Origin of the sequence: Flavobacterium sp. N502540 (assembly GCF_025947365.1) — a bacterium.
GTDB lineage: Bacteria > Bacteroidota > Bacteroidia > Flavobacteriales > Flavobacteriaceae > Flavobacterium.
In genome coordinates this window covers 4,019,176-4,038,183 of sequence record NZ_CP110012.1, presented here as the reverse complement: position 1 = coordinate 4,038,183, position 19,008 = coordinate 4,019,176, and the positions used below count along the sequence as shown (strand labels likewise).

The following is a 19,008-nucleotide window of genomic DNA, read 5'->3' as shown; positions in this document are numbered from 1 at the left end:
TCTTTTTTCAAAATCATTAAAAAAGAAAGTAAAAGACTACATTTTTAAAAGGTAATCGATTGAAATTGAACAAAAAAGACATAAAAACAGTAAGAATTCGATATTTACTACAATAAGTTCGTATTCTTTAAATTATTCCGAAAAAATGCGTAGAAATACGGGTAAAAAAAAACATTAAAACTTCAACAAAAGTTAAAAAATTAAAAATTAGCAAACAACTAAACGTTAAACACTTACTAATTTTTAATCTTAAAAAAGCTATGATTCAATAATTGTGTTGATTTGTGTAAACAATTGACCGTCACTTAAAAATGCTCCTTGCTGAATTAATTCAAAAATAGAAGCGTTTCTTTCCTCTGTGAACACTTTTTTTCCAACTTTCATTTCTATGTTTTCGGTAAACATATTATCAGACAGCCATTGCAATCCTTCTTTACTCAAAAAATCAGTTTCAGCAACCAATGATTTCAATACGATTGACTGAACATGAGTTTCAAAACACTGAAATAAGAAAATATGATTTTTAGAAAAGTGCTCCAGGAATTCTGCTCTCGACAAAACACCTTCCCAGATTAAATCTGAAAAAACATCCAGTTCCTGCTCCGCAACTTCCGGTTTGTTTATTTTAAGAGCATCCCACTCTGCTTTATCAATAGCCTGCGTTGCCAGAAAGCTTGCAAATTCTGCATGCAACTCATCAAATTGCTCTTTTGTTAATCTTGCGTATTTCATTTTTTTTCTTGTGTTAAACACTCTAAAAAGAGCTTGTGTAAAATTTCGGAGCTTCTCTACTACTTATAAAAAAAAAGCCCCCGCAAATGCGAGGGCAAATTTATAACTTTTTTTGCTTTACTAAAAGATGTATCGTATACCAAATTGCGCCTGCCATCTGGACAATAAACTAGCGTCATAATTAAACGTTTTGGTCTGAGTACCATTAAAAGTATACGTTGGTGTATTTCCGGCAACCGTAACCCCGATAGGCTGAACACTTGTAGGCACCTGAACAACTCCCCAATCTGAATTCAATAAATTCCCGAAATTCAAAACATCGATACTAAACTGAATGGTATTTTTTTTATCTGAGGTGGAAGAAATCTTAAAATTATAATCCTGAAGAATTTTCAAATCACATCTGCCTCTCCACGGAGATATTGCTCCATAACGCTCGGCATATTGCCCTCTTCTGTCCTTCATGTATTTATCCTGAGAAATAAATTGATCAAAAGCAGCACCTTCTCCTGGCGCGCTAAAATTCATCAAAGCTATTTCAGCCGTTGTAGGGATATAAATCAAATCGTTAACACTAGAGCCGTCTCCGTTAATATCTCCGCCATACGTGTAATTAAAACGCCCTCCTTGTGCATATTCGAGAACAGTCGACACTGTTGTCGCCCATTTATCTTTTCCATATTTCCATTTCTTCGAAGCTACTGCTATAAAACGATGATTGTCTCCATATTTAGAATTCGAAAGAACATCGTTATTTACATTTCCTAAAGCAGGATTAAAAGCAAAAGCATCTCCTGTAATTTCAGCCTCAATAGAGTTAACATCTTTAGATTTTAAATAATTATAAGCCACACTCGCATACAATCCGTTTTCAAAGTTTTTCTGCACTTTTAAAGTAGCATTAAACGCACTTCCCTTATTCGAGTTCGTCATTACATAAGCATTGTTTGCACCTTTATCCGCTGCAACATAAATAGGTCGGTTATCCACACCTGCTAATGTTCCGGTTGGAGATTTCAATCCCCAATTCTGAACGTGTACTGCATTAATATCCTTATTATAAGACAAATCCGCTGTTACTATATAATTATTTTCAAATCGATGATCAAACCCTAAACTTGTTCTCCAGACTTGTGGCCATTTATAATCCGGATCCATAATCTGCAAAAAGCCATCATCAGCACCACTTACCTGATTTCCCAGCCACACAAAAGGAATTCTTCCGGTAAAAATTCCGGATCCTCCACGAAGCTGTGAAGTAGCATTACCTTTAACATCCCAATTAAAACCTATCCTTGGCGACCATAAAATTCGATCACTTGGCAAATTGGTCGAAATCAATTTAACCGCCTGTCCTGTTTGAGGGTCAAAATAATCGGTATCGTTATTTCTTTTGGCTCCGCCATAATTAGTATCTATGTATTTTTGAATCAGATCGGCAGTATTAAAATACAAAGGCTTATCAATTCTTAATCCCAAAGACAGTTTAAAATTATCATCAATACTAATATCATCCTGTGCATAAAATGCGAGCTGTCCTACATTCAATTCCGCCAGTTTCCATCCCCCATCAGTTCCCTCTTTAAAATTATTTTTGGCAGCAAAAACATCCTGAGCGTATTTCAAATTCTGCGCAATAATACTCGTAGCAAAAGGCTTAGCCGCATCATTTAAAAAATCCTGTGTTGTGAAATAGGGTGTAAAGAAGGTTCCGGCATATCCGTTTGGATTTCCAAAATTATCATATCCCGCCAGATTAAAAGAGTTTTCAAACTTAAATTTCTCAAAAGAAGCACCAAAAGTAAACGCGTGTTTGCCCACATTATAATTCAGATTATTCGTGATCTGAATAACTTTCTGATCTAAAGTATTATTGATAGAAAAAGGCTCATGCCCTGCAATAATATAATTAGCACCTGCTCCGTCCTGAATATTAATCACAGGAGCCGGAACTGAAAATGGCACCCTGTAATCATTAAAATGCGAATAACCCGCCTGCAACTTATTAGAAACCGATTCACTAAATTTAGAATTCAACTCCACCAGAAAAGAACTCAGGTTATTATTAATCTGATATCCGGCATTTCTGAACTGCAAAATAGAAGCATTCGGCCCTCTAAAGCCTAGTGCTGTAGGATGCGCCGGTTTGTCTTTTGAAGCATCCAGAAAATTATAAATAACCGCCAGTTTATGATTGTCATTGATATTCCAGTCGATCTTAATAATTCCTTTATTTGAATTCGATTCATGCTTAAATCCCTGATAAGGTCCCGTCTCATAACCTAAATTAGCCAAGGCCTTTGAAACCGCAATTAAATCCGATTCTAAAACTCTCGATTCATTAATTCCGGTTACACCATCATTATTATTGGCCACAAAATTAGATCCTAAATCACTTCGTTTGTCAATTTCAAAATTTCCAAAAATGAACAATTTATCTTTAATAATAGGAGCTCCCAAACTAAAACCAGCCTGAGTTTGTTCTAAAGTAGGTACAAATATTTTTTCACCTTTGATCTTATTTCCCGTCAAATCCTGATTTCTGTAAAAACCATAAGCCGTACCATGAAACTCGTTGGTCCCTGATTTGGTTACCGCATTAACAGAAGCTCCTGTAAAACCAGACAAAGTAACATCATAAGGAGCCGTCGCTACCTGAATCTGCTCAATAGCATCAAGTGAAATAGGCTGTGATCCTGTCTGACCTCCCGGTGTTGCAGCATCTAGTCCAAACGGATTATTAAATACCGCACCATTTAAGGAGTAATTATTGTATTGATCGTTTCTTCCACCAAAAGAACCTCCGCTTGCCGTTGGTTCTAAACGCGTAAAATCTTCCGCCGACCTTGAAATTGTAGGCAAAGCCGTTAACTCTCGTTTTCCGATGGTAGTTTCGGCACCCGTTTTGCCACTTTTAAAAACTTTATCCTTAGACACGATTTTTACCTCTTGGAGCGTCTGACTTTCGTCTTCCAGAACCACATCAAGATTAAAAGGTTTTCCTAAATCGAGATTCACATCGGCATATTCATGATTTCGAAAACCTACAAAAGTGACAACAATTTTGTAGGGACCTCCAATTCTCATATTCAAAATATTAAACCTTCCGTCTTCGTTGGAAACAGCTGAATATTTACTTCCTGTGGGAGTATGGATCGCTAAGATAGTAGCACCGGGCAAGAGTTCGTTGGCAGAGCTCTTGATAATCCCCTTAATACTCGACGTCGTGGTTTGCCCGATAGCAGTGGTTATGGCAAACACACCTAGTAATAATGCAAAGATTTTTTTCATTTTCCTGGTTTTGAGAGTGTTATTCCTCTCAAAATTAGGCAAAAAAAAACCACTCAAAAGAGTGGTTTTTATATTTTATTAACAAGAAGTTAACAAAATGTTATTTTTCAGCGATAATCTCGTATGCTAATTCTACAATAACATCTCTGTGTAAACGGATGCTAGCTGTATATTTTCCAGTACGTTTTACGATACCACTAGTAATGAATTTTCTATCAATAGCGTTACCTGATTTCTCTAAAGCTTCAGCAATGTCGATGTTTGTGATAGAACCAAAAAGTTTCTCTCCACCAGCTTTTGCAGTAAGTTTAATTTCAAGAGCTTTTAAAGTTTCAGCTAATGCTTTAGCATCAGCAACCACTTTAGCTTCTTTATGTGCTCTTTGTTTTAGGTTTTCAGCTAAAACTTTTTTAGCAGAAGGAGTTGCTAAAGTAGCAAAACCTTGAGGAATTAAAAAGTTACGACCGTAACCAGGTTTTACAGATACTACATCATCTTTAAATCCTAAGTTTTGTACGTCTTGTTTTAAAATAATTTCCATGTTGTTGTCCTTATTTTTAGAAGTTAGGTTCTGATCAAACAGAAACCAGCGACTAGATTTTTTTTATACTATTTTAATAAATCGGCCACGTATGGCATTAAAGCTAAGTGACGAGCTCTTTTTACAGCTACAGACACTTTTCTTTGGTATTTTAATGAAGTTCCTGTTAAACGACGAGGAAGAATTTTTCCTTGCTCATTAACGAATTTCAATAAGAAATCAGCATCTTTATAATCGATGTATTTGATTCCTGATTTTTTGAAACGACAGTACTTTTTAGTTTTGTTAGTTTCAATGTTTAAAGGCGTTAAATATCTGATATCTCCGTCTTTTTTTCCTTTTGCAGATTGCTCGATTGTAGACATAATAATTACGCTTTAGTAGATTTTAATTTAGCTCTTCTTCTTTCCGCCCATGAAATAGCATGTTTGTCTAAACTTACAGTTAAGAAACGCATAACTCTTTCGTCACGTCTGAATTCAGTTTCAAAAGCAATTAGAACTTCTCCAGATACTTTGAATTCGAATAAGTGATAAAAACCACTTTTTTTGTTTTGGATTTCGTAAGCCATTTTTTTAAGACCCCAATCCTCTTTCGATACCATTTCAGCTCCTCTACTAGTAAGAAATTCTTCAAATTTCGTTACTGTTTCCTTCACCTGAACTTCAGATAAAACGGGATTTAAAATGAAAACAGTTTCATAATGATTCATAAACAATATATTTATTTGTTAAAATTGGGTGCAAAAGTAACCATAAAATTTAAATATACAACACTTTTTTACTTTTATTCGTTGTACAGCAAAAAATACACGTCAATTTTAGTTTTTTTCTTAAAAAAAGAATACATTTACTATTGCTATCCTGAATTTATTCTAAATTTTTATGTTATGAAGCTAAACTGTGTTGTTGTTGATGATAGTTCTATACAAAGAACTATTATTGCAAAATTAGTTAATAATCACCCAGGTTTGCATTTAATCGGGGATTTTTCAAATGCAATAGAGGCAAAAAGCTGTATCTCTCTAAATAATATTGACTTAATTTTTCTTGATATAGAAATGCCTGTTATTAATGGGTTTGATTTTCTTGACGGACTAAAATCTAAGCCACAAATTATATTTATTACTTCTAAAGCAGAATATGCTTTAAAAGCTTTCGACTATGACGCTACTGATTACCTTCAAAAGCCTATTGCGGTAGATCGTTTTAATGCCTCTGTAAAAAGAGCCATTGATATGCATTTACTAAAAAAGGACATCAAAGAAGAAGAAGGCGAACATATATTTATCAAAAGTAATCTGAAAAAACTCAAAATATTCACTGCAAAAATCAAATGGATTGAAGCTTTTGGTGACTATGTAAGAGTGGTTACCGAAGACGACAGTAATCTGGTACTTTCGACCATGAAATCTTTTGAAAACGATCTGTCAAAAGATAAATTCATTCGTGTGCACAAGTCCTATATCATTAACATTGATAAAGTAGAACGCTTTAACAGTAAATTTGCTGAGATTGGCATTACCAAAATTCCTCTTAGCCGAAATAAAAAAGAAGATCTGGTAAAAGCACTCTCAACTTCTTCTTAATTTAATAGAAGTCGACATTCGCAATAACTTTTATAGCTCTGTACTGAGCAACAGCCTCAAAACTATTCAGCATTTTCTGAATAGTTTTTTTCGTATTAACCAAATGCTGGTTCTGCGGAATCTTAATTAAAATCGTTCGGATATACTCATTTCTAATCCTGCTGATTGCTGGTTCTTCCGGCCCCAGTACCGGCATATTCAAATTTTGACTCAAAACCTGATACAACCACATCGAACCTTCCTTCAATTTATCGAAATCACGATGCTTTAAAGTCAGTTTTATAATTCTGAAATAAGGCGGGTATCTGTAAATCTGACGATCGTACAATTGCTCCTTATACATACCTATATAATTATGGTTGGTCACCTGCTGAATCGTATTGTGATTCGGATTGTAAGTTTGAATCACCACTTTCCCTTGTTTTTCAGATCTACCAGCTCTCCCAGCAACCTGTGTCATCATTTGATAACTGCGTTCAAAGGCCCTAAAATCGGGATGATGCAACATATTATCCGCATTCATAATTCCAACCAAACTTACATTATCAAAATCCAGTCCCTTCGCCAGCATTTGCGTACCGACCAAAATATCAATTTCACGATTTTTAAAGGAATCTATTATTTTTTCGAAACCAAATTTACCACGAGTCGTATCCTGATCCATTCGACCGGTTTTGGCTTTCGGGAAAAGTGTAACCAGCTCCTGCTCGATTTGTTCTGTACCGAATCCTTTAGTCGTCAAATCGATACTCGAACAGCTATGACAATGTGTTGGTTTTGCAATCGAATAACCACAATAATGACAACGCAGCTGATTTTTATGCTTATGAAAAGTCAGACTCACATCACACTGCTGGCAATGCGGTACATGACCACAGGTCATACATTCTATTATAGGTGAATATCCTCGTCGGTTCTGGAACAAAATAATTTGCTCTCCCAAAGACAAGGCCTCTCCTATTTCTTCAATTAAAAGATCACTAAAATGTCCGGTCATTCTTTTCCTGAAATGTTTGTCTTTTAAATCCACTAAAAGAATTTCAGGCATTCGGACATTATTATAACGTTCCGTAAGCGATACCAAACCATACTTATCGGCCTGTGCATTAAAATAGGTTTCAATACTTGGCGTAGCTGAACCCAACAGTACTTTTGCTTTATGAAAATTAGCCAAAACAATTGCCGCATCTCTGGCATGATAACGTGGCGCAGGATCTGTTTGCTTAAAAGTCTGTTCGTGCTCTTCGTCTACAATCAATAAACCTAAATTGTCAAAAGGCAAAAACAGAGCCGACCTTGCTCCTATTACAATTTGCGCTTTCTCTGAATTTTCAAGAGTCTGCTTCCAAACCTCAACTCTTTCATTATTACTGTATTTCGAATGAAAAACAGCTACTTTATCACCAAAATAAAGTCTTAATCTTGAAACTAATTGTGTCGTTAAAGCGATTTCGGGCAGCAAATAAAGAACCTGTCTTCCCGTTTCCAGATATTCTTCAATCAGTTTGATATAAATCTCTGTTTTACCACTTGAGGTAACTCCATGCAGTAAACATACTTCTTTCTCTGAGAGACTCTCTTTAATAGCTGTAAAAGCTCTCGTCTGCGCTTCACTTAACAACAATTGATCGTCTGTTGTTCGTCCTGTAAACAAAACTCTGTCCTGCTGCAAAAGATACTCCTCAAAAATCTCTTTATCAATTAAAGCTTTTACGGCAGCCGAAGTAGAATTTGAAACCTCAACCAACTTTTTTACAGTGATTGGTTTCTTTTCAGAGGCCATAATTTGAAAATACGCCAACACCAATTCCTTTTGCTTGTTGGCATTTTTTAGAACTTCCAGCAATTCCCCTAAACCATTATCGGATTCATATTTAGCATGCAGCTTCACATATCGAACCAGTTTAGGTTTGTATCCTTCTTTAATTTCTTCTTCTAAAACAATAATATTTCGGGCAATCATTTTTTGAAGAACAGGAAGAATATTTTTCTTATTCAGCATCGAAATAATTTCCTGAATTCTTAAAGAACTTTGCTGTTGCAGGGCTTCATAGACTAAAAATTCATCATCAGAAAGCTCATCCTGATTTACCTCCGCATCAGTTTTATACGAAACAACCGTTTCGCTCTCTAATAACAGACCACTCGGGAAAGCACCTCGATAAACATCACCGATAGCACACATATAATAATTCGCCACCCAAAGCCAGTGCTTGATCTGAACTTCGGTTGCGATTGGTTTTTCATCTAATATCTGATGAATTTCCTTGGCTTCATACAAACCCGGTTCATTCTGATGCAACTCAATAACCAATGCCGTATAAATTTTATTTTTACCAAATGGTACCGCCACCCGCATTCCTTTTTTAATAAAATGGAATTCAGCCTCAGAAACACGATAGGTAAAAGTTTTAGCTAATGAAAGCGGTAAAACGACTTCAATAAAAAACATGTGGATATTTTATAGAAACTTTAAAACAAAACTAAACAGTGACAAAAAGAGAAACATTTAACTTCTTTCAAACCAATTTTCAATTTGAATTCCATCCAACATCTTAAAATCCTTAATATTATCAGTTACAAGTGTTAATTGATTTTCAATTGCTGTCACCCCAATTAAAAGATCAAATTCATCATTAATTGGTTTCCCAATTTTTCGGAGTCTGACTTTCTCCATAGCATATCTTTTAATAGAACCAAAAATTGGAATTATTGTTAATCCATTTAAAAAATTATCGACGGCTTTATTAGATTTCATCGGGTCATCGCTGTTTTCTGCCCCAAAACGAAGTTCTGCAACTGTTATTTCAGAAATATAACAATTTTCCAAACCTACTTTTTTTACCATTACATCAAGATTAAGCTTTCCTCTAAGAAAGAAAACACATGTACTTGTATCAAGTAAATATCTCATTAAAACTTAATTTCTTTATTTGTAAAGCTTCTATTGGATTTAATATCAGAAACAATTTCCTCAGCAGATTTTTCAGATTTAAATGCTCCAAAAGATTTATAAAAATTACTTTCTTTAGATTTAGTTCCTTTTATAGACTTCGTCAATCTCTCAATTAACTCTATTTTATTAGAAAAGCTCAGTCCTTCAAATAAATTTGAGTAGGTCTCAAGTAAATTTTTATCCGTAACAGTCATCTTATTTCAAGTTTAATTATTTTATATAATAGACAAAGTTAAGCTTTTTACAACTACAACAATTTGCAATCTATTCTAAAAAAGTATTACTTACCAGAAGACTTTGCCGCATTGTATTCCTTAACCAGTTTTAGTGTATGCTTCAAAGAGGTCAAATCCTTCAAATCATCATGACCCGTAACAATGTATTTTGGGTTTTTAAACTTCGACTGTACTTTCAGAATAGATTTCTGCCATTCTTTAACATCTGCATCTCCAAGATAGCCCAAATCTTTTGCTTCGACACTTTTAACAAAACAACCTCCATAAAGTACTTTTTGCTTATTGAACCAAACCACAATATTATCTGACGCGTGTCCTTTTCCCGGGTAATACACTTCAAAAGTATATTTCCCCACTGTAAACAAGGTGTCATCCGGAATAACAAACTCAGCTCTTGCTTCCTTATTTTTCTCCAGAATCTGATCTGTTGCTTTTATCGTATAGGTTTTAATTCCTCTTTTACGGTAGAAATCCAGACCTCCTGCCCTGTCTTCATGTGAGTGCGTGGCAAAGTGCATCACAACTTCTTTATGATGTTTTGCTTTAATACTGTCCAGCAAAGGCTGAAATTGTGTTTTGTCCCAGGGAGCGTCAAACAGGACAACTCCTTTATCTGTAACCAAATACATGGCATTGGCTGAAATCAGCGTACCTTTATAATCGTGAAACGTCTTATAAACATAAAAGTCACCCGTAAGATGACTTATTTGTAATGGCGAATTCTTAGATTGTGCAAAACTATGGGATAGCTGTACCAGAAATAAAGCTATCAATGCTAATTTTCGCATTTTATTATTTTTTATAAAATTAATTTTTCACTCTGCTCCAGTATTGTGTTCTTCCCATAATAGAAATACCAACATAACCACGAAGTTTTAGTTTATCTGCTGATTCTAATGCAATATAACATTTGTATTTTTTTCCGTTTGTTGGATCTAAAATGGTTCCTCCACTGTATTCAGAACCGTCTTTTTTAAGTCCGTTGATGATAACCATACCCAAAATTGGTTTGTTTTTATCCGCTCCGTCGCATTTAGTACATAAGTCCTTTTTGTGGTTTTCGCGAAGTATTTCTACAATTTTGCCGTACACTTTTCCGGATTTTTCATAAATCTCTACAATCGATTTAGCTTCACCGGTTTCATCATCAACTGTTTTCCATTTTCCAATTACACCCTGACCCTGAATCGAGCCTAATGTTAGAAAAAAAACACCAATCGTTAACATCCAATTTTTCATCTTATTTATTTTTTTTTTGTTTTAATTTTCTGATAGTGGCATTCAGTTCAAATCCCAAAAGCAGAATCATACAGTTTATCCAAATATAAAACATTAGAATTAATAATGTACCTATCGAACCATAAAGTTCGTTATATTTTGAGAATTTTATAACCCAAATTCCAAAAAAGAATGAAGATATCACAATTAAAATAGTTGTAAAAACAGACCCAATACTTATAAAAGGCACTTTGTTATATTGCCTAGTACCATAACGCAATAATAGTGAAGAGGTTATCAGAATCATTAAAACAACGAATAAATATCGCCCTAAAATAATCAACGGAATACGATCGCTTAACACATCCTGAATGATTGTTTTTTGAATGAATACCTCAAAAACAACAATTGTCGCTACTGTTACAAATAATATAATAGTCATGATGAGTGAAATTGCCAGCGCCACCAAATACTGATTCAGAAAACCGCGCTTATCAAAGACATGTTTCGAGGATTCAAAACCGCTCAGAATACCGTTAATACCATTTGCCATTAAAAATATCGAAAGCAAAAATCCAGACGACAATAAACCGGAGTGACTGTTGTTTAAAATATCGCTTATAATCTTACTGATCGCCTCGTAGGTATTCGGAGGAACTCCCTGTTGCACAAACTGCAGAAAGTCCTGCTGAAATCCTTCAATAGGGATAAAGGGAATTAAGTTTAAAATAAATAATGCAAAAGGAAATAAGGCCATAAAGAAACTGAACGAAACAGCACTCGCATGATACGAAAATGCTCCTTCAATAATACCGATGGTATACATTTCAAGCAAATCATATAACGAAAAACCTTCAAGCCAGGGTAATTTTATTCTCTTGAAAAAACGAACTACAGATCGTACCACAGGAACTTTCTCGATCCGTTCTTCTATCTCTTTTGACATGTTTATTCCTAGATTATTAGATTGTTAGTTTTTTGGATTCTTAGATATTAGATTTCAGAATTGTAAAATATAAAATCTATACGAGCTAAGTTCTCCTTATAATCTTTACTCATAATTCACATCTTACATTTTACATTTCACATTTTACAACTCAAATTTCACTTAAAAAGCCTTCAAACTTAAATCCATGTTATAAACGGAATGTGTTAGTGCTCCTGATGAAATGTAATCGACACCGCAGAGTCCGTATTCACGAATTGTTTTTTCATTAATATTACCTGAAGATTCCGTCTGGCATTTATTACCTATTAATTGCACTGCTGTTTTAGTATCTTCGTAATTAAAATTGTCGATTAGAATTCTGTGAACACCTTCACTTAATAAAATTTCGCGAATCTCATCTAAATTTCTGGCCTCGACAATAATTTTCAAATCTAAATTATTCTCTTTTAAATACTCTTTGGTTTTCTTGATTGCAAGTGTAATTCCTCCTGCAAAATCAATATGATTGTCTTTCAGCATGACCATATCGTACAAGGCAAAACGATGGTTTTCTCCTCCTCCAATTTTGACAGCCCATTTTTCGGCAACTCTGAAATTTGGAGTCGTTTTACGGGTATCTAATATTTTCGCTCCGGTTCCGTCCAATAACTGCACATACTGATCTGTTTTGGTCGCAATAGCCGACATACGCTGCATACTGTTCAAAACTACTCTCTCTGCTTTTAAAATAGATTGAGAACTTCCTGAAACTTCAAAAACTACATCACCATATTCTACATGAGTTCCGTCTTCTATAAAAACTTTCATTTTTAATTTCGGATCTACGTATTCAAAAATCATTTTCGCCAATGCAACACCAGCAATAATTCCCTGGTCTTTTACCAGTAATTTAGCCTGCCCGTGTGCTGTGTCCGGAATACAAGCCAGCGAGCTGTAATCTCCCGTACCTACATCTTCCCGAATTGCATTGCTGATTAATAATTGTAATTCGCTTTGAAACTGTTCTTCGCTAATCATTTTCCTAAAATTTTTATATGATGCTAAAGTAGGACATATTTTGTGGATTTAAAAGCTTCGCTTTGATTTTAAAATTGAGAAATTAGCCGAAGATTGAGAAAAATAAAGATTAAACTCTTAATTAAACTTAATCTTTTACCAGCTCAAATAATTAACAAACATTAAATATCTTTGAGGTTCATTCAAACAAAATCATGGGATTAATTAAAGACATTTACTCCGTTTCTTTCTACGAACAATTTGGTCACGCTGTCGCGGAAGTACATCCGACATTTGACAAACAGAAATTTATGGAGACGATTTACGAAGGCGATTTTAGCCAAAAAGAATGGAAAGACCGCATGAAACACACCACGGTTGTTTTTCATCAGTTTATGCCTAAAAATTTCCCGGAAGCTGTTTCTTTATTGGATAAAATAATTGAAAACCTGAAAAAAAACAGTTTTACCGATAGCAATCTGGCATTTATTTTTTTTGCTGATTATATCGAAATGTACGGCCTGGATGATTTTAAAACTTCATCGAAAGCCTTTGTTTCGATCACTCAATTCATAAGCTGCGAATTTGCTGTTCGTCCTTTTATTCTAAAATACAAAGAACAGATGATTGATGAAATGACTAAATGGTCTCTGCATGAAAATCATCATGTTCGTAGATTGGCCAGTGAAGGTAGCCGACCAAGATTACCATGGGCAATGGCGATTCCGTACTTAAAAAAAGACCCTGACTCTATTCTGCCAATTTTAGAGAATTTAAAAAACGATCCTTCAGAATATGTGCGTCGAAGTGTCGCCAATAACCTGAACGATATTGTAAAAGACAATCCGCAAATCGTCTTGGAAATTGCCCGTAAATGGAAAGGTCATAGCAAAGAAACGGATGGAATCATTAAACATGGCTGTCGTACTTTATTAAAACAGGGACATCCCGAAATCCTGAGCCATTATGGTTTAAACAATGCTAATATTGAACTTTCATCTTTTGAAATCAAGACACCAATTGTAAAAATTGGAGACTATCTGCAGTTTCACTTTCATCTGAACAATAAAAATAATGAGCCGAAAACGATTCGTTTAGAATATGCCGTTCATTATAAAAAAGCGAAAGGACATCTGGCAAAAAAAGTCTTTAAAATCAGTGAGAAGGTTTATCCCCCAAATGAAATCATTAAAGTAGAGCGAAACCAATCGTTCAAAATCATTACAACACGTGTTTTTCATACCGGAAAACATCAATTGTCTATCATTATTAACGGGACAGAAAGCGAAACCCTGGATTTTGAATTGATTGAATAGTTAAAACACGAATTACACAAATTGATTGAGTAATTTTTTAAACACATAGAAACATAGTTTTTGATTGTACATATAAAGTCATTTCATTTTAAATAAGACCCATCGTTTTGTGAAAAAAACTTGATTTTATTGAACCTTCCTCCGCATCCAATTTAGGGTTCTATGTTTCTATCTGTTCAATCATTACACAAAATTAGTTCGTGAAAATTGGTGTTCTTTTTCAATTCAAATCAAATCTCTTTTAATTCTATTCCTTACTTTTATAAAGAATACTAAAAACAAACTTTCTTAATCTAAATTAAGTTACAGATTGTGACTACAGCTGTAATTTTGCTTTCAACTAAAACAAAGAACATGTCAAATATCAGTTTAATCATCGAAGAACGCGCTGCCAATATTGGCAACTTTATGGTAGGTCGTCTATTGCCTTTCCGTGAAAAAAGAGCCGTTGGTCCGTTTGTATTTATCGACCATATGGGGCCGGCACATTTAAATCAGTATCAAAATATGGATGTTCCTCCACATCCGCACATCGGACTTTCTACTTTAACTTTTTTATTTGAAGGCAGCATTATGCACCGCGACAGTCTGGGGACCGAACTGGAAATAAAACCCGGTGCCGTAAACTGGATGACAGCAGGAAAAGGGATCGTACATTCAGAGCGAACTCCTGAATATTTAAGACATTCTGACAAGATGCTTCACGGTCTTCAAATTTGGGTAGCATTGCCTAAAGAACTGGAAGAAATGGATCCTAACTTTACACATGTAGAAGCCAGTGATATTCCGAGCTGGGAAGAAGATGGCGTTTCATATAAATTAATCGCGGGAGAAGCATTTGGTAAAAAATCACCCGTTCCGGTGTATAGTCCGCTTTATTTTATCGAAATCAAAAGCACCGAAGCCCGAAAAATCAACATTGGAAAGGATCTTTTTGGTGAAAGCGGTTTATACATTCTGGAAGGAAATATTAAAAGCGGAGAACATGTTTACGATCCAAAACAAATTCTGATTACCAACGACAGTACTTTATGCGAGTTCGAAATAGCCGAAAACACAACAGTTTATATTTTTGGAGGACAGCCCTTTCCGGAGGAACATTTTATCTTTTGGAATTTTGTTTCCTCTGATAAAAACCGAATAGAACAAGCTAAAAAAGACTGGACGGAACAGACTTTCCCAAAGGTTCCGGGTGAAACTGAATTTGTTCCTTTACCTGATCCTAAAATGCGATAACTATGGATACACTATCAGCACAAATCGACACCCGTTTGTATCGCACGGAGATCACATCCGCCAGCGGAAATATTGTAATTGCCGACGAACCTCAGGAAATGGGAGGCAAAAACTTAGGATTTAGTCCGTCAGAATTGCTAGCCTCTTCTCTGGCCTCCTGTACTTTGATCACACTTCGCATGTATATCAATCGCAAACAATGGGAGGTTACTGAAATCAATATCAAAGTTGACTTTGAAAGAGATCTGGACCAAAAAATCTCTTTGTTTACAAGAAAAATAGAAATTATCGGCGAGGTCGACGACAAGCAGAGACAACGTCTTGAAACCATTGCTAACAGCTGTCCGATACATAAAACATTAACAAATTCAATCGAAATAAAAACCACACTAATATAACACATCATGGAAATTCAACAAATAAACGATACAAGAAGAGGCTATTTTGAAGCTGTAGAAGACGGAAAACAAGCCGGAAAAATGACTTATACCTGGGCAGGTGATTCAAAATTCATCATTGACCACACCGAAGTAAATGAGGAATTTAACGGAAGAGGTGTCGGTAAAAAACTGGTCATGGCCGCTGTGGAATATGCCCGAACTAATAACCTTAAAATTATCCCGCTTTGTCCTTTTGCAAAAAGTGTTTTTGATAAGGTTGCCGAAATTCACGACGTACTTTTTTCTTAAAGGGGCTGAGAGGCTGAGGGACTGAGGTTCTAAGTTTTTTTTAACCGTAAAACTCGCAAAGAATTACGCAAAGTTCGCAAAGTATTTTTAGGTAAAGCTTTGCGAACTTTGAGTTTATACTAAGTTTAGCATATCACAAAACCTTGCGCTCTATGCGGTAAAAAAACAACACAACGAAATCAATTTTTAAATCTCGGCAGAAACTCGTATATTTGCATGTAATTTAAACTTAGAGTATGACAAGGATAATTACACTTTTCTGTATTTTTATAGCACAGATCGGCTTTTCTCAAACGGCTGACAGTTATTTAGAAAAAATAAGAAATAACGAAGCGCTCTCGACAGCTTTCTTCCAACAAATGCCAAAAGGCGGCGATTTACACCATCATTTTTCCGGATCGATTTATGCAGAACCTCTTTTAGAAAGAGCTATTGCAGAAGATTTTTATTTGAATTTAGAAACGATGGAAGTTTCTAAAACAAAACCAGAAAAAGGAAACTGGCAAACCTTCTCTTCTCTAAAAAAGGATGGCAAACTAGATCATTACCAACAACAGGTTATGCAAACTTGGTCTGCAAAAGATTATAATGGTTCTGTACCTTCTGATGATTTGTTTTTTGATTCTTTTCAAAAATTCGAACCTACTATTAAAGGCCATTTTGCCGAAGGAATGCTGGAATTAAAAAAACGTGCGCTTTCTGAAAATGTAAGTTATATTGAAACTCAATTATCAACAATTCCGTGTGATATGAATGTTTCTGACCTTGCTGATTTCAATGCAAAACTTCGTCAGGCGGCGACTCAAAAAGATGAAAAAGCTGCTCTAAAGCTTTTAGAGGAATTGTACCAATCACTTCAAAAGAAAGAAGTCAAAAAATATGCTGCAGACTTCAATACTAATTTTATTGCCAAACTGCACAAGGACCTGAAAATTGACGACGAACGTTTTACCATGCGTTATCAAAATTTTGTGCTTCGCTTTATGGATCCTGTAGATTTATTTAAAAACCTGACGATTGCCTTTATTTCTGCCAACGAAAGCAAATTGGTTGCAGGTGTAAACATTGTTTCACCTGAACATGGCGAAAACTCCATGAAAGATTATTGGCTGCACATGGTCATGTTTAAATATTGTCATGCTAAATTTCCTGACGTAAAATACACGCTACATGCGGGCGAACTGACTTTAGGACTGGTTCAGCCGGAAGAATTAACCTGGCACATCAACGACGCTATTCACATCGCCGGAGCCAACAGAATTGGACATGGCGTTGATATAGCTTACGAGGCAAACTCTTATGATTTATTGCGTCACATGGCTCAAAAAAATATTCCAATCGAGATTAACTTAGCAAGTAACGAGTTCATTTTAAAAGTAAAGGAAAACAGACATCCGTTTACACTTTACAAAGAATTCAATGTACCAATTGTAATTAGTACAGACGATGCCGGAATTTTGAGGACGAATATGACAGAGCAATATGTTTTACTAGCCAAAAGATACCCTGATGTTTCGTATGCAACGATAAAAAAATATGTATACAACAGCATTAACTACAGTTTTATTCAGGATGAAGCGGTTAAAAAACAATTGATTAAGGATCTGGACAACCGTTTTAAAGCTTTCGAAGCGAAGTTCTCTAAAAACTAGTACCACTAAAAATCTGCTTAATCTGTGGGAAAAAGAATTTACCCTCGCAGATTAAGCAGATAAAATCATAAAAATGAATATGATTCTGGAAGCTGCATATCTTTTTGTAAAACCGGAATTAGCCTCGCAATTTGAAGCTGATTTTACAAAAGCAAGTCAATATATTTCATCCATAAACGGATACTTAGGACATCGTTTAGAAAAATGTCTTGAAGTCGAAAACAAATATCTTTTATTGGTAGATTGGAATACTCTTGAAGACCATACGGTGGGCTTTAGAACCTCTGAGGCTTATCTGCAATGGAAAAAGATCTTACACCACTACTACGAACCTTTTCCGATTGTAGAACATTTTGAAACGGTTTTTGAAAACAAAAAATAAGCAATGAATATCAAACTTATCGCCATTGGCAAGACAGACAATAAATCTCTTCAAACTTTGATTGACGATTACACCAAACGTTTGTCGTTTTATATCAAATTTGATTTGGAGATTATTCCGGATATCAAAAATGTAAAGAATTTATCCGAAAGTCAGCAAAAAGAAAAGGAAGGTGAATTGATACTGTCGAAACTCTCACCAACGGATCAGCTGATTCTATTGGACGAAAACGGCAAAAACTTTTCCAGCGTTGGTTTTTCTGAAGAATTACAAAAGAAAATGAATTCAGGAATCAAAACTTTGGTCTTCGTAATAGGTGGTCCTTATGGATTTTCAGATACGGTATACAGTAAGGCACAGGGCAAAATCTCGCTTTCACTAATGACGTTTTCCCACCAGATGGTACGTTTGTTTTTTATTGAACAACTGTATAGAGGATTTACTATTTTAAGGAACGAACCTTATCACCATCAATAATGGTTAATTATCAATTGTTAATTGTTAATTTCTGTACTGCTTATAGCTTACAGCCTAAAGCCTAAAGCTTAAAGCTAAAACACAAACTCTTCTTCCTTATTTATAAAAACAAGAGATTTTTGCTTTAATTCTAATTTTTCAAGGAACGTTTTGTACTGAATATATTCTCCGTAAGATATATTTTTATCAAATGAAAAAGTAATCTGCGCTTTTGGATTTATGATTAAACTGTCTAAAAACTTTGGCAAATCATTTTTAGGGAAATCATATGTTTTTCTTCCGCTGTATTGTATCATTCCATTCTTTTTAAAATACAACTGACTTCTGTTATTGGCGATTTCCATTTTATAATACACCTTGGTGAAAGGCAGGAAAGCTAAATTCTTTCCGATCGAATCAGCGTAGGAATAATAATTTTCAGCATTTTCGTTTTTATGGGCACTGTCAGCTCGCTTTTTCTCTTGTAATTTCATTACTTCCGGAATGACCAATTTTAAAGGCAGACGCTTGTCGATATTGAAAATCCAATTGGTTGAAATAATGCTGCTTTTTCGGTTCACATCGGCAATGGTATCTTTTCCTTCGGTTTTAAAGAAGATATAAATTGGTGAAAGATCTTCCACATCTTTTACGATTGTAACATTCGATTTTGGAAGTAAAACGTCCTCTTTTTTTCCGCAAGAGAATAAAAGACAGATTATAAATAGAGAGAAGTATTTCATAATTTATTTTTTTAATATATAGAATTC

At 34.9% G+C, this 19,008-nt stretch carries 21 protein-coding genes; 8 read left to right on the top strand and 13 right to left on the bottom strand.

Annotated elements, in window-relative coordinates; genetic code table 11:
* Positions 1-258: 258 nt before the first annotated feature.
* The 5 genes from OLM58_RS16995 to rpsF all read right to left on the bottom strand — a co-directional run bounded on the left by OLM58_RS16995 (position 259) and on the right by rpsF (position 5,276).
* Positions 259-732 carry a DUF6495 family protein gene (locus OLM58_RS16995; RefSeq protein ID WP_089077349.1) on the bottom strand — a complete coding sequence of 158 codons (474 nt, stop codon included), beginning with the start codon at positions 730-732 and terminating at the stop codon, positions 259-261.
* Between the two features lie 120 nt (positions 733-852).
* The gene (locus tag OLM58_RS16990) at positions 853-4,023 is read right to left on the bottom strand and encodes a TonB-dependent receptor (protein WP_264529828.1); all 3,171 of its coding nucleotides are present in this window, start codon (positions 4,021-4,023) and stop codon (positions 853-855) included.
* A 100-nt stretch (positions 4,024-4,123) separates the two neighbouring features.
* The gene (gene rplI, locus OLM58_RS16985) at positions 4,124-4,564 is read right to left on the bottom strand and encodes a 50S ribosomal protein L9 (RefSeq protein WP_070908551.1); all 441 of its coding nucleotides are present in this window, start codon (positions 4,562-4,564) and stop codon (positions 4,124-4,126) included.
* Positions 4,565-4,632: 68 nt separating this feature from the next.
* Positions 4,633-4,929 carry a 30S ribosomal protein S18 gene (gene rpsR, locus OLM58_RS16980; RefSeq protein WP_002987043.1) on the bottom strand — a complete coding sequence of 99 codons (297 nt, stop codon included), beginning with the start codon at positions 4,927-4,929 and terminating at the stop codon, positions 4,633-4,635.
* 5 nt (positions 4,930-4,934) lie between these two features.
* Positions 4,935-5,276, bottom strand: coding sequence for a 30S ribosomal protein S6 (gene rpsF / locus OLM58_RS16975; RefSeq protein WP_041518692.1), 342 nt, complete (start codon positions 5,274-5,276; stop codon positions 4,935-4,937).
* Positions 5,277-5,453: 177 nt separating this feature from the next.
* Here rpsF and OLM58_RS16970 point away from each other — a divergent pair, with 177 nt between their 5' ends.
* On the top strand, positions 5,454-6,152 hold the full coding sequence (locus tag OLM58_RS16970) for a LytR/AlgR family response regulator transcription factor (RefSeq protein ID WP_026110001.1): 699 nt from the start codon (positions 5,454-5,456) through the stop codon (positions 6,150-6,152).
* Position 6,153: 1 nt separating this feature from the next.
* Here OLM58_RS16970 and priA read toward each other — a convergent pair whose 3' ends face one another.
* From priA to nadC, 7 genes are all read right to left on the bottom strand, one after another.
* Positions 6,154-8,604, bottom strand: a complete 2,451-nt coding sequence (gene priA / locus OLM58_RS16965; protein WP_264529827.1) for a primosomal protein N' — start codon at positions 8,602-8,604, stop codon at positions 6,154-6,156.
* A gap of 57 nt (positions 8,605-8,661) precedes the next feature.
* Entirely contained in the window at positions 8,662-9,066 is a 405-nt protein-coding gene (locus tag OLM58_RS16960; protein ID WP_264529826.1) for a type II toxin-antitoxin system VapC family toxin, read from the bottom strand.
* On the bottom strand, positions 9,066-9,302 hold the full coding sequence (locus OLM58_RS16955) for a hypothetical protein (protein WP_089077353.1): 237 nt from the start codon (positions 9,300-9,302) through the stop codon (positions 9,066-9,068). Before OLM58_RS16955 ends, OLM58_RS16960 begins: the two co-directional genes overlap by 1 nt.
* 86 nt (positions 9,303-9,388) lie before the next feature.
* Positions 9,389-10,132 carry a subclass B1 metallo-beta-lactamase gene (bla-B1-FLAV, locus tag OLM58_RS16950; RefSeq protein WP_264529825.1) on the bottom strand — a complete coding sequence of 248 codons (744 nt, stop codon included), beginning with the start codon at positions 10,130-10,132 and terminating at the stop codon, positions 9,389-9,391.
* A 19-nt stretch (positions 10,133-10,151) separates the two neighbouring features.
* Entirely contained in the window at positions 10,152-10,583 is a 432-nt protein-coding gene (locus tag OLM58_RS16945) for a DUF2147 domain-containing protein (RefSeq protein WP_264529824.1), read from the bottom strand.
* 1 nt (position 10,584) lies between these two features.
* Entirely contained in the window at positions 10,585-11,508 is a 924-nt protein-coding gene (locus OLM58_RS16940; protein WP_070908557.1) for a YihY/virulence factor BrkB family protein, read from the bottom strand.
* Between the two features lie 162 nt (positions 11,509-11,670).
* Complete coding sequence (gene nadC, locus OLM58_RS16935; protein WP_202703765.1) at positions 11,671-12,528, bottom strand: carboxylating nicotinate-nucleotide diphosphorylase; 858 nt, start codon at positions 12,526-12,528, stop codon at positions 11,671-11,673.
* Between the two features lie 194 nt (positions 12,529-12,722).
* On the opposite strand from nadC, the gene OLM58_RS16930 reads away from it, so the two are divergent.
* The 7 genes from OLM58_RS16930 (at position 12,723) to rlmH (ending at position 18,259) form a co-directional block, all read left to right on the top strand.
* Positions 12,723-13,823, top strand: coding sequence for a DNA alkylation repair protein (locus OLM58_RS16930; RefSeq protein WP_264529823.1), 1,101 nt, complete (start codon positions 12,723-12,725; stop codon positions 13,821-13,823).
* Positions 13,824-14,177: 354 nt separating this feature from the next.
* Complete coding sequence (locus OLM58_RS16925) at positions 14,178-15,059, top strand: pirin family protein (RefSeq protein ID WP_264529822.1); 882 nt, start codon at positions 14,178-14,180, stop codon at positions 15,057-15,059.
* 2 nt (positions 15,060-15,061) lie between these two features.
* The gene (locus OLM58_RS16920; RefSeq protein WP_017496596.1) at positions 15,062-15,457 is read left to right on the top strand and encodes an OsmC family protein; all 396 of its coding nucleotides are present in this window, start codon (positions 15,062-15,064) and stop codon (positions 15,455-15,457) included.
* 6 nt (positions 15,458-15,463) lie between these two features.
* Complete coding sequence (locus OLM58_RS16915; RefSeq protein WP_264529821.1) at positions 15,464-15,748, top strand: GNAT family N-acetyltransferase; 285 nt, start codon at positions 15,464-15,466, stop codon at positions 15,746-15,748.
* Positions 15,749-15,984: 236 nt separating this feature from the next.
* The gene (locus OLM58_RS16910; protein ID WP_264529820.1) at positions 15,985-17,400 is read left to right on the top strand and encodes an adenosine deaminase; all 1,416 of its coding nucleotides are present in this window, start codon (positions 15,985-15,987) and stop codon (positions 17,398-17,400) included.
* Positions 17,401-17,473: 73 nt separating this feature from the next.
* Positions 17,474-17,782 carry an antibiotic biosynthesis monooxygenase family protein gene (locus OLM58_RS16905; protein ID WP_264529819.1) on the top strand — a complete coding sequence of 103 codons (309 nt, stop codon included), beginning with the start codon at positions 17,474-17,476 and terminating at the stop codon, positions 17,780-17,782.
* A gap of 3 nt (positions 17,783-17,785) precedes the next feature.
* Positions 17,786-18,259 carry a 23S rRNA (pseudouridine(1915)-N(3))-methyltransferase RlmH gene (gene rlmH / locus OLM58_RS16900; RefSeq protein WP_026982293.1) on the top strand — a complete coding sequence of 158 codons (474 nt, stop codon included), beginning with the start codon at positions 17,786-17,788 and terminating at the stop codon, positions 18,257-18,259.
* Positions 18,260-18,333: 74 nt separating this feature from the next.
* Here rlmH and OLM58_RS16895 read toward each other — a convergent pair whose 3' ends face one another.
* Positions 18,334-18,981 carry a hypothetical protein gene (locus OLM58_RS16895; protein WP_264529818.1) on the bottom strand — a complete coding sequence of 216 codons (648 nt, stop codon included), beginning with the start codon at positions 18,979-18,981 and terminating at the stop codon, positions 18,334-18,336.
* Between the last annotated feature and the right edge of the window lie 27 nt (positions 18,982-19,008).

Bases quoted from the DNA above. Each gene is read 5' to 3' on its own strand.
- OLM58_RS16930 (WP_264529823.1), top strand. From the start codon at position 12,723: ATGGGATTAATTAAAGACATTTACTCCGTTTCTTTCTACGAACAATTT.
- OLM58_RS16955 (WP_089077353.1), bottom strand. From the start codon at position 9,302: ATGACTGTTACGGATAAAAATTTACTTGAGACCTACTCAAATTTATTT.
- rlmH (WP_026982293.1), top strand. From the start codon at position 17,786: ATGAATATCAAACTTATCGCCATTGGCAAGACAGACAATAAATCTCTT.
- OLM58_RS16960 (WP_264529826.1), bottom strand. From the start codon at position 9,066: ATGAGATATTTACTTGATACAAGTACATGTGTTTTCTTTCTTAGAGGA.
- OLM58_RS16925 (WP_264529822.1), top strand. From the start codon at position 14,178: ATGTCAAATATCAGTTTAATCATCGAAGAACGCGCTGCCAATATTGGC.
- OLM58_RS16915 (WP_264529821.1), top strand. From the start codon at position 15,464: ATGGAAATTCAACAAATAAACGATACAAGAAGAGGCTATTTTGAAGCT.
- rplI (WP_070908551.1), bottom strand. From the start codon at position 4,564: ATGGAAATTATTTTAAAACAAGACGTACAAAACTTAGGATTTAAAGAT.
- OLM58_RS16940 (WP_070908557.1), bottom strand. From the start codon at position 11,508: ATGTCAAAAGAGATAGAAGAACGGATCGAGAAAGTTCCTGTGGTACGA.
- OLM58_RS16990 (WP_264529828.1), bottom strand. From the start codon at position 4,023: ATGAAAAAAATCTTTGCATTATTACTAGGTGTGTTTGCCATAACCACT.
- OLM58_RS16920 (WP_017496596.1), top strand. From the start codon at position 15,062: ATGGATACACTATCAGCACAAATCGACACCCGTTTGTATCGCACGGAG.
- nadC (WP_202703765.1), bottom strand. From the start codon at position 12,528: ATGATTAGCGAAGAACAGTTTCAAAGCGAATTACAATTATTAATCAGC.
- bla-B1-FLAV (WP_264529825.1), bottom strand. From the start codon at position 10,132: ATGCGAAAATTAGCATTGATAGCTTTATTTCTGGTACAGCTATCCCAT.
- OLM58_RS16895 (WP_264529818.1), bottom strand. From the start codon at position 18,981: ATGAAATACTTCTCTCTATTTATAATCTGTCTTTTATTCTCTTGCGGA.
- OLM58_RS16970 (WP_026110001.1), top strand. From the start codon at position 5,454: ATGAAGCTAAACTGTGTTGTTGTTGATGATAGTTCTATACAAAGAACT.
- rpsF (WP_041518692.1), bottom strand. From the start codon at position 5,276: ATGAATCATTATGAAACTGTTTTCATTTTAAATCCCGTTTTATCTGAA.
- OLM58_RS16910 (WP_264529820.1), top strand. From the start codon at position 15,985: ATGACAAGGATAATTACACTTTTCTGTATTTTTATAGCACAGATCGGC.
- rpsR (WP_002987043.1), bottom strand. From the start codon at position 4,929: ATGTCTACAATCGAGCAATCTGCAAAAGGAAAAAAAGACGGAGATATC.
- priA (WP_264529827.1), bottom strand. From the start codon at position 8,604: ATGTTTTTTATTGAAGTCGTTTTACCGCTTTCATTAGCTAAAACTTTT.
- OLM58_RS16945 (WP_264529824.1), bottom strand. From the start codon at position 10,583: ATGAAAAATTGGATGTTAACGATTGGTGTTTTTTTTCTAACATTAGGC.
- OLM58_RS16905 (WP_264529819.1), top strand. From the start codon at position 17,474: ATGAATATGATTCTGGAAGCTGCATATCTTTTTGTAAAACCGGAATTA.
- OLM58_RS16995 (WP_089077349.1), bottom strand. From the start codon at position 732: ATGAAATACGCAAGATTAACAAAAGAGCAATTTGATGAGTTGCATGCA.